This is a genomic window from Sphingosinicella sp., from assembly GCF_052387495.1.
In the GTDB taxonomy this organism is placed as follows: Bacteria; Pseudomonadota; Alphaproteobacteria; order Sphingomonadales; family Sphingomonadaceae; genus Allosphingosinicella.
Genome location: NZ_JBQTJC010000255.1, coordinates 1 through 7,640, shown reverse-complemented (window position 1 = coordinate 7,640; position 7,640 = coordinate 1). Strand labels below are relative to the sequence as shown.

7 protein-coding genes are annotated in these 7,640 nt (G+C 68.1%); 4 read left to right on the top strand and 3 right to left on the bottom strand.

What is annotated here, in order from left to right; genetic code table 11:
- Positions 1-355, bottom strand: a 355-nt coding sequence (locus ACT4N8_RS13950; protein ID WP_444858720.1) for a TetR/AcrR family transcriptional regulator, incomplete at its 3' end; no start/stop codon positions are given.
- Positions 356-1,080: 725 nt separating this feature from the next.
- Between ACT4N8_RS13950 and ACT4N8_RS13945 the strand changes: the two genes are divergently transcribed.
- Genes ACT4N8_RS13945 through ACT4N8_RS13930 form a run of 4 tightly spaced genes read left to right on the top strand, consistent with a single transcriptional unit; the run spans position 1,081 to position 5,992 of the window.
- A complete protein-coding gene (locus ACT4N8_RS13945) occupies positions 1,081-1,923 on the top strand; it encodes an alpha/beta fold hydrolase (protein ID WP_444858719.1) in 843 nt (280 codons plus the stop codon).
- A 14-nt stretch (positions 1,924-1,937) separates the two neighbouring features.
- Positions 1,938-4,289 (top strand): TonB-dependent receptor, encoded by a 2,352-nt coding sequence (locus ACT4N8_RS13940; RefSeq protein WP_444858718.1) that lies wholly within the window; start codon positions 1,938-1,940, stop codon positions 4,287-4,289.
- Between the two features lie 2 nt (positions 4,290-4,291).
- A complete protein-coding gene (locus ACT4N8_RS13935) occupies positions 4,292-5,566 on the top strand; it encodes a spinster family MFS transporter (protein ID WP_444858717.1) in 1,275 nt (424 codons plus the stop codon).
- A gap of 33 nt (positions 5,567-5,599) precedes the next feature.
- Positions 5,600-5,992 carry a YciI family protein gene (locus ACT4N8_RS13930; RefSeq protein WP_444858716.1) on the top strand — a complete coding sequence of 131 codons (393 nt, stop codon included), beginning with the start codon at positions 5,600-5,602 and terminating at the stop codon, positions 5,990-5,992.
- Here ACT4N8_RS13930 and ACT4N8_RS13925 read toward each other — a convergent pair.
- Both ACT4N8_RS13925 and maiA read right to left on the bottom strand, forming a co-directional pair.
- Positions 5,989-6,777: a class II aldolase/adducin family protein gene (locus tag ACT4N8_RS13925; RefSeq protein ID WP_444858721.1), complete on the bottom strand. Its 789-nt coding sequence runs from the start codon at positions 6,775-6,777 to the stop codon at positions 5,989-5,991. The genes ACT4N8_RS13930 and ACT4N8_RS13925 overlap by 4 nt on opposite strands.
- A 60-nt stretch (positions 6,778-6,837) precedes the next feature.
- The gene (gene maiA / locus ACT4N8_RS13920; RefSeq protein ID WP_444858715.1) at positions 6,838-7,482 is read right to left on the bottom strand and encodes a maleylacetoacetate isomerase; all 645 of its coding nucleotides are present in this window, start codon (positions 7,480-7,482) and stop codon (positions 6,838-6,840) included.
- Positions 7,483-7,640: the final 158 nt, after the last annotated feature.

Genomic DNA, 7,640 nt, shown 5'->3' with positions numbered 1-7,640 from the left:
TCCGGTAGAGCTCGGGAGGCGCGCGGGTGACGGCGATTACGGCGGCGTGGCCGAGCCGCTCGGCGGCAACGCGGTCGGGCGCGCCGGCGACCGCCTCGGCGACGTGCTGCCGGGTGGCGTGGCTCATGTCGCGGACCAGCGCCCGGAACAGCTCCTCCTTGCTCTCGAAATAGGTGTAGAATGTGCCGAGGGCGACGCCGGCGCGCTGGGTGATGCCGGTGATCGCCGCCTCATGATAGCCGCGCTCGCCGAACTCCCGCGCCGCCGCCTCGAGCAGCTTGCGCACCGTCTTGCGTCCGCGCTCGGTGCGCGGCGCCTTGTCGGCCGAAACGGCGGTCTGGCCGAGCTGGTTCATGCGGCGCCTCCCGGACGGGAAACTGAACCGACTTTCAGCTTTGCGCAATCCTCTCTCTCCGGGCGAGAAGCAGGTTCCGTTCCAGCGAGGAAGGCGGCGCGCAGGGCTTCGTCCAGGCGGCGGAGTGTCATTCCGGAGCGTGGAAGGTTCATAAGTTTCGAAGTTTCGGCTCCCCTGGGCACGAAAAATCTTGAACCTTTCAGGGGCGCTCGACGGGCATTGGATCGCGGCCGGGCCGCGTCGAGCCGGGCCATCGCCCAGCGGCTTCGGGCGATCCGCCAGGCGGCGGCGCAGGCGCGGGTGAAGTCGGCGGCGTCGGGCCGGCGGCGAAGCCGGCAGGCGCTCTGCTCGGTCATTCCGACCGCAGCGGCAGCCTTCCCGCCATGACCGGTCTCGACGAGCGCCGCGACGTAGCGACGCTGACGCTCGGGCGTCCAGCCGTCCCTACGCGCACGGACGGGGACCGGGCTGAATTCGAGCAGGGGCGAGACGGAGTCGTCGCCCTGTCCCGACTCAGTGTTCCTTGTCTGTTCCATCTGGATGGTTGGATCAGAACAAATCCTACAACGCAAGAAGGCTCCGCGCGCGAAGCCCGAGCGAAAGGACTCTCCCAACACCGCCCGCGGAAGACACTTTTCATAACTTGAATATTGACTCAGGTTTCAGTTTCGAGCAAAAGGCGCGGGCCGGAGACCTCGAACAGGGGCGCGAGGCGGGGAGGGTCTGTGCGGCATTTCACGACATCCGACGGCGCGTGCATCGCCTATCGCGACGAAGGCGGGGGGACGCCGCTCGTGCTGCTGCACGGGCTGCTCGCCCATGGCGGCTTCTTCCGCGCGCAGGCGCCGCTCTCCGCCGACCATCGCCTGATCACGATCGACCTGCGCGGCCACGGCGAATCGCAGATCCCCGGCGCGGCGCCGAGCGTCGAGCGGCTCGCCGCCGACGTGACCGAGCTGGTGGAAGCGCTCGACCTGGATGGCGCGATCGGGGTCGGCTGGTCCCTGGGCGCCACCGTCCTCTGGCACGTCCTGGCCGGTCCCGCCGGCAAACGCTTCGCGGGGGCGGTGATCGTCGACATGACGGCTCGGGTCCTCAACGGCGGCGACTGGGCGCTCGGCCTGTCGCCCGAAGCCTGCGCGGCGCGCTCGGCCGCGATCCGCGCCGATTTCGAGGGCTTCGCGCTCAATGCCGGCCAGGCGATCTTCGCCCAGCCCGTCGCGGAGCGGATGCGCGAGACCGCCGATTGGGCGGGCGCCGAGTTCGCCCGCAACGATGCCGAGGCGATGGCCGCGGTGTGGGAGTCGCTCGTCGCGCAGGATGCGCGCTCTCTGCTCGGCCGCCTCGCTTTGCCCATTCTGGTCGTCCATGGCGGTCAGAGCCAGCTTTACGGCGACGACACCGCCGCCCATCTCGTCGCCGCGCTCGGCGATGCCCGCGCGGTCCGCTTCGACCGCGCCGGCCACGCCCCGCATCTCGAAGAGCCCGAGGCCTTCAACCGCCTCCTGTCCGATTTCGCGGCGCGCCTGTCCCGCGCCCGTACCGTCCCAACAACGAACCCGAATTGACGAGGAGGAACATGATGTCCCGCACCCGCAAAATCCCGACCAGCCTCAAGCTCGGCAGCGCACTGATCGCGCTGACCGCCGCCGCCCCGCTTTACGCCCAGGACGAGCCGGCGCCGACGACGACCGCAACCGAGGAGGACGAGGCGATCACCGTGACCGCTCGCCGCCGGGCGGAGAACATCCTCGACGTCCCGATCGCGATCAGCGCCTATTCGGGCGAGCAGCTCGAAATGGAAGGCGCGCTCGACATCACCGATATCGGCGACACGACTCCGAACGTGACGCTGGAAGCCTCGCGGGCCACGAACTCGACCCTGACCGCCTTCATCCGCGGCGTCGGTCAGCAGGATCCGGTCGCCGGCTTCGAGGCCGGCGTCGGCATCTACCTCGACGACGTCTACCTGAACCGCCCCCAGGCCGCGCTGCTCGACATTTACGACGTCGAGCGGATCGAGATTTTGCGCGGGCCCCAGGGCACGCTCTACGGCCGCAACACGATCGGCGGCGCGGTCAAATACGTGACCCGGCGGCTCGCCCGCGACCCGACCCTCAGGATTCGCGGCACGATCGGCACCTACGAGCAGGCGGACCTCGTCGTCACCGCCTCGACGCCACTCGCGTCCGAGGGCGCGGGCAACGCACTGCGCGTCGGTACCTCGCTGGCGCGCCTCTCGCGCGGCGGATTTGGCGACAACCTCACGACGGGGCGGGAAAATTACAACCGGGACATCTGGGCCGGCCGGGTCAGCCTCGAATATAACAATGAAAGCGACATCTTCATTCGCCTCCAGGGCGATTATACCCGCGACAATAGCGACCCGCGCGGCGGCCATCGCCTGATACCGGGGCTGGTTTCCGGCACGCCGGTCCTGCCCGACGTCTACGACACGCGCGGTGCGCTGGTCGATCCGGATCAGCGGGTGACGGCCTATGGCGTCACCCTGTTCGGGGAGGTGGAGCCGGCCGAGAACTGGACGCTGCGAAGCATCACCGCCTTCCGCCGCGACCGCAGCAACGCGCCGATCGATTTCGACGCGCTGCCCGCCGTCGACGTCGACGTCCCGGCCTTCTACAACAACCAGCAGACCTCGCAGGAGCTGCAGGTTCTCTACAATCAGGGCGGCTTCAACGCGCTGCTCGGCTTCTACTATCTCGACGCCAATGCCCAGACCGTGTTCGACGTGCGGCTTCCGGGCGGCATCACGGCGCTCACCTTCGGCGACGTCGAGACCGAGACGTTCGCGATCTTCGGCGATTTCACCTATGATTTCTCGCCGCAATGGAGCGTCTCGCTGGGCGGCCGCTACACCTGGGACGAGCGCCATTCGGTGATCGACCGCGGCGTCTATCTGGGCGGCGGCGGCTCGCCCTTCTTCGGTGGGACCGGCATCAGGATCGTCAACCAGTCGAGCTTCGACGGCACCGCGAACTTCGAGGAGTTCACCCCACGCGCCTCGGTCAGCTTCCGGCCGAACGATGACCAGATGATCTATGCGAGCTATTCGCGTGGCTTCAAGGGCGGCGGCTTCGATCCGCGCGGCGTGACGACCGCCTGCCGCAACGCGCAAGGCGTGGCCTGCAACGCTCAGGAGCTGTTCGATTTCATGTCGTTCGATCCGGAGACGGTGACCAGCTACGAGCTCGGCTGGCGCGCGGAATTGTTCGACCGGCGGCTGCGTTTCGGCCTCACCGCGTTCCACGCCGATTATAGCGACGTACAGATCCCCGGATCGATCGGCACCGTCATCAACAACATTCCGACCTTCATCGGCATCACCACCAACGCGGCGCGGGCCCGCTTCCAGGGCCTGGAGCTGGAGGGCAATGCGGTCCTCGCGCGCGATTTCGGCACGGACGGGGATTCGCTGAACTTCGCCTTCTCGCTCGGCTACATCAACGCCGATTTCAGGGAATATATCGATGCACGCGGCATCGACGTGGCCAACAATCGCCGTATCCAGAACACGCCGGAGTGGACGGCGAGCGCGACGCTCAATTATGGCGTGCCGGCATTCGGCGGGATGCTCAACGTCATGACCACCCTTTCCTATCGCAGCGCGACCCAGCAGTTCGAGCTGGCGATCCCGCCGATCGACCAGCCCGGCTATGCCCTGTGGGACGCGGGCATCAGCTGGCGCTCGGATAACGAGCGCTGGACGATCGGCCTGCACGGCCGCAACCTGACCGACAAGCAGTACATCACGTCGGGCTACAACTTCCTGCGGCAGAATCCGGACACCGGGGCGTTCATCCTCGCCAACGGCCAGCCGGGCCTGAGCTCGGCGCTCGGCGCCGAAGGCGTGCTGACCGCCTTCTACGGCAATCCGCGGCAGATCTACCTGACCGTCGGCCTCAACTTCCGGTGAGTATGGCCGGGAGCAGTGCGAGGGGGGCGGGCCCCGGCGGGCGCGTCCTCCTCATCCTGCTCCTCGCCTACATCTTCAACTTCATCGACCGGCAGATCATCGGCGTCCTCGCCGTCCCGATCAAAGCCGAGCTCGCGCTTTCCGACACCGAATTGAGCCTGATGGGCGGGATCGCCTTCGCGCTCTTCTACTCCGGGCTCGCCATCCCGATCGCCTGGCTCGCCGACCGCAAGAGCCGGGTGAACATCATCGCGGTCTCGGTGGCGCTCTGGTCGGGGTTCACCGCTCTGTGCGGCGTCGCCCAGAATTTCTGGCACCTCTTCCTCGCGCGGATGGGCGTCGGCATCGGCGAGGCGGGCGGGGTCGCGCCTTCATATGCCCTGATCTCGGACTTCTACCCGAAGGAGAAGCGCGGGCGGGCGCTCGCCTTCTTCTCGCTCGGGATCCCGATCGGCTCGGCGCTCGGCGTCTTCTTCGGTGGCTGGATCGCGCAGAATCTGGACTGGCGCTCGGCCTTCATCATCGTCGGCCTCGCGGGCCTGCCGGCGGCGCTTTTGGTCAAGCTCGGTATTCCGGAGCCGGTCCGCGGCGGCTTCGACAGCGCCGACGGCGCGGCGAGCGAACCGGCGCCGCCCTTCCTCGCCGTCGCCGCGACGCTGGGGCGCACGCCCAGCTTCTGGCTGCTCTCGTTCGGCGCCGCCTCGGGCTCGATCCTCGGCTATGGCCTGATCTTCTGGTTGCCGAGCTTCTTCTCGCGCAGCTTCGGGCTGGAGCTCGCCGAGGTCGGCTGGTTCTACGGCACGATCGTGCTGATCGGCGGCGTCGCCGGGACCTGGCTCGGCGGCTGGTTCGGCGACCGGGCCGGGCCGGCCAACCCCGCCGCTTACGCGCTGATCCCCGCCATCTGCTTCCTGATCGCGGCGCCGGTCTTCGCGGCGGGCCTGTTCGCGCCATCGCTGGCCGTCGGCTGGGTGCTGTTCGCGATCGGCCAGATGCTGGCGCTCGCGTGGCTCGGCCCGGTAATCGCCGCCGTCCAGCATATCGTCCCGCCCAACATGCGGGCGACGGCTAGCGCCAGCTTCCTGTTCATCAACAATCTGATCGGGATCGGCTTCGGGATTTTCTTCCTGGGCTTCATGTCCGACACGATGAGCGCGGCCTATGGCGCGGATTCGCTGCGTTGGTCGATCCTCTACGGCCTCGGTTTCTATCTGCTGAGCGGCCTCATCTATCTCGCCGCCTCGCGGCGGCTCGCGCGCGATTGGTATCGCGGCTGAAAGCGTCTATCCTCCGGCCCACCGGAGGTGACGATGCGCCAGGTTCTGCTCTCCCCCATGCTCCTCTTCGCCGCGGTCCCGGCAGCGGCGCAGCAGCCCGCCGCGGCCGAGCCGGCGCGCGAGTTGTTCCTCTACCTGTTCCGGCCGGGCCCGGCCTGGGTCGCGGGCCGGCCGATGCGGCAGCAGAATCTGCGTGAGCATGGCGCCTATCATGCCCGGCTGGTCGAGGAAGGGCGGAGCGTCGCCGGTGGCGGCTATATCGGCGAGGATGGCGGCATGGCGATCATTCGCGCCGCCGACCTCGCCGAGGCGCAAGCCATGCTGGCCGCCGACCCGGCGATCGTGAACGGCGTCTTCGCCGCCGAAATCCGGCAATGGCGGCCGCGCTTTCACAGCGACCGGCCGCTGGTTGAGATCCGTCGCTAGGTCGCGAAACCCGGGTCGAGCCGGTAGGCCTTCCGCAGCAAAGCCGGCCAGGCGAGCAGGTTCGCGCCCATCTTGAGGCCAACCTTGCCCTGCGCGGCGGTGATCTCGGGAGACCCCTGCGGCGGGTTGTTGACGTTCCCCTCGCCGGCGGAGAGGGCCATCACCTGCGCCTGGCAGGCGCGCTCCAGAAAGTAGAGCTTGATGAAAGCCTCGCCGATCGTTTCGCCGACGGCCAGGGTGCCGTGGTTGCGCAGCAGCATCGCGCCCTTGTCGCCGAGGTCGGCGACCAGCCGCTCGCGCTCGTCGAGATCGACCGCGACGCCCTCATAATCGTGGAAGGCGACGTCATCGCGGATCAGCATCGCGGTCTGGGTCAGCGGCAGCAGCCCCTCGGCATGGGCGGAGACCGCCTGCCCCTGCGGCGTGTGGAGGTGCATCACCGCGTGCGCGTCCTCGCGCGCCATATGGAGCGCGCTGTGGATGACGAAGCCGGCCGGATTGGTGATGAACGGCGTCGGCTCGACCGGCAGGCCGGTCGTGTCGACCTTGATCAGGCTGGAGGCGGTCACCTCCTCGAACATCAAATTGTAGGGATTGAGCAGGAAGTGATGCTCCGGCCCCGGAACCCGCGCCGAGAGATGGGTGAAGATGAGGTCGTCCCAGCCGTAATAAGCGACCAGCCGGTAGGCGGCGGCGAGATCGACGCGGATCTTCCATTCCTCCTCGCTGACGCGCCCTTTCAGCGATGGGATCTCGACTGAGGCGAGGGGGCTCACTTCGGCCATGCCCCGGTTGATCGAATCCACGCGTCCCATGCCGGCCTCCTCAAAATGTCGTCGTATCTATTAGCCGCTCGCCGCCCCGGGCGCGACTCTGTCCGGATGGGCGGCGGCGAAGGCATCGAGCGCGTTGGCCGAAGCCTCGGCGCGGACGAGGGTCGGCCAGCCGTCGAGCGGCACCTCGAAGCGGCGCGCATTGTAGAGCTGCGGCACGAGGCACACGTCCGCGAGTGTCGGCGCCTCGCCGTAGAGGAAGGTGCCGGCGCGCGGCGCGGCGAGCGCCTCCAGCGCGTCGAGCCCTTCGCGGACCCAATGACGATACCAATCGTCGCGCGCGGCCTGATCGATGCCGAGGCCGGCGAGATGCTTGAGCACGCGCAGATTGTTGAGCGGATGGATGTCGCAGGCGACGGTGAGCGCGAGCGCGCGGACGTGGGCGGCCTCGTCGGGGTCGGCCGGGAACAGGCGCGGTTCGGGAAAGCGCGCCTCCAGCCAGCCGATGATGGCGAGGCTCTGGGTGATCCCGTGGCCGTCCGCTTCGAGCATCGGCACGAAGCCCTGCGGGTTGCGCGCGCGATAGGCGTCCGCCTTCTGCTCGCCATCGAGCAGGTTCACCGGCACCCGCTCATATTCCGCGCCCTTGAGGTTCAACGCGATCCGCACCCGGTAGCTCGCCGACGAGCGCCAATAATCGTAGAGGGTGAGCTGCATGGCCCCAGTCTAGCGGGGCGCGGGAGCGAGTGGAATGGCGGGACAGGGGCTCTGGGCGAAGATTCACAAATGGCTGGCGCTGCTGATGGCGATCCAGATCCTGTTCTGGTTCGTGAGCGGGCTGTTCTTCGCCGCGGTCCCGATCGAGCGGGTGCGGA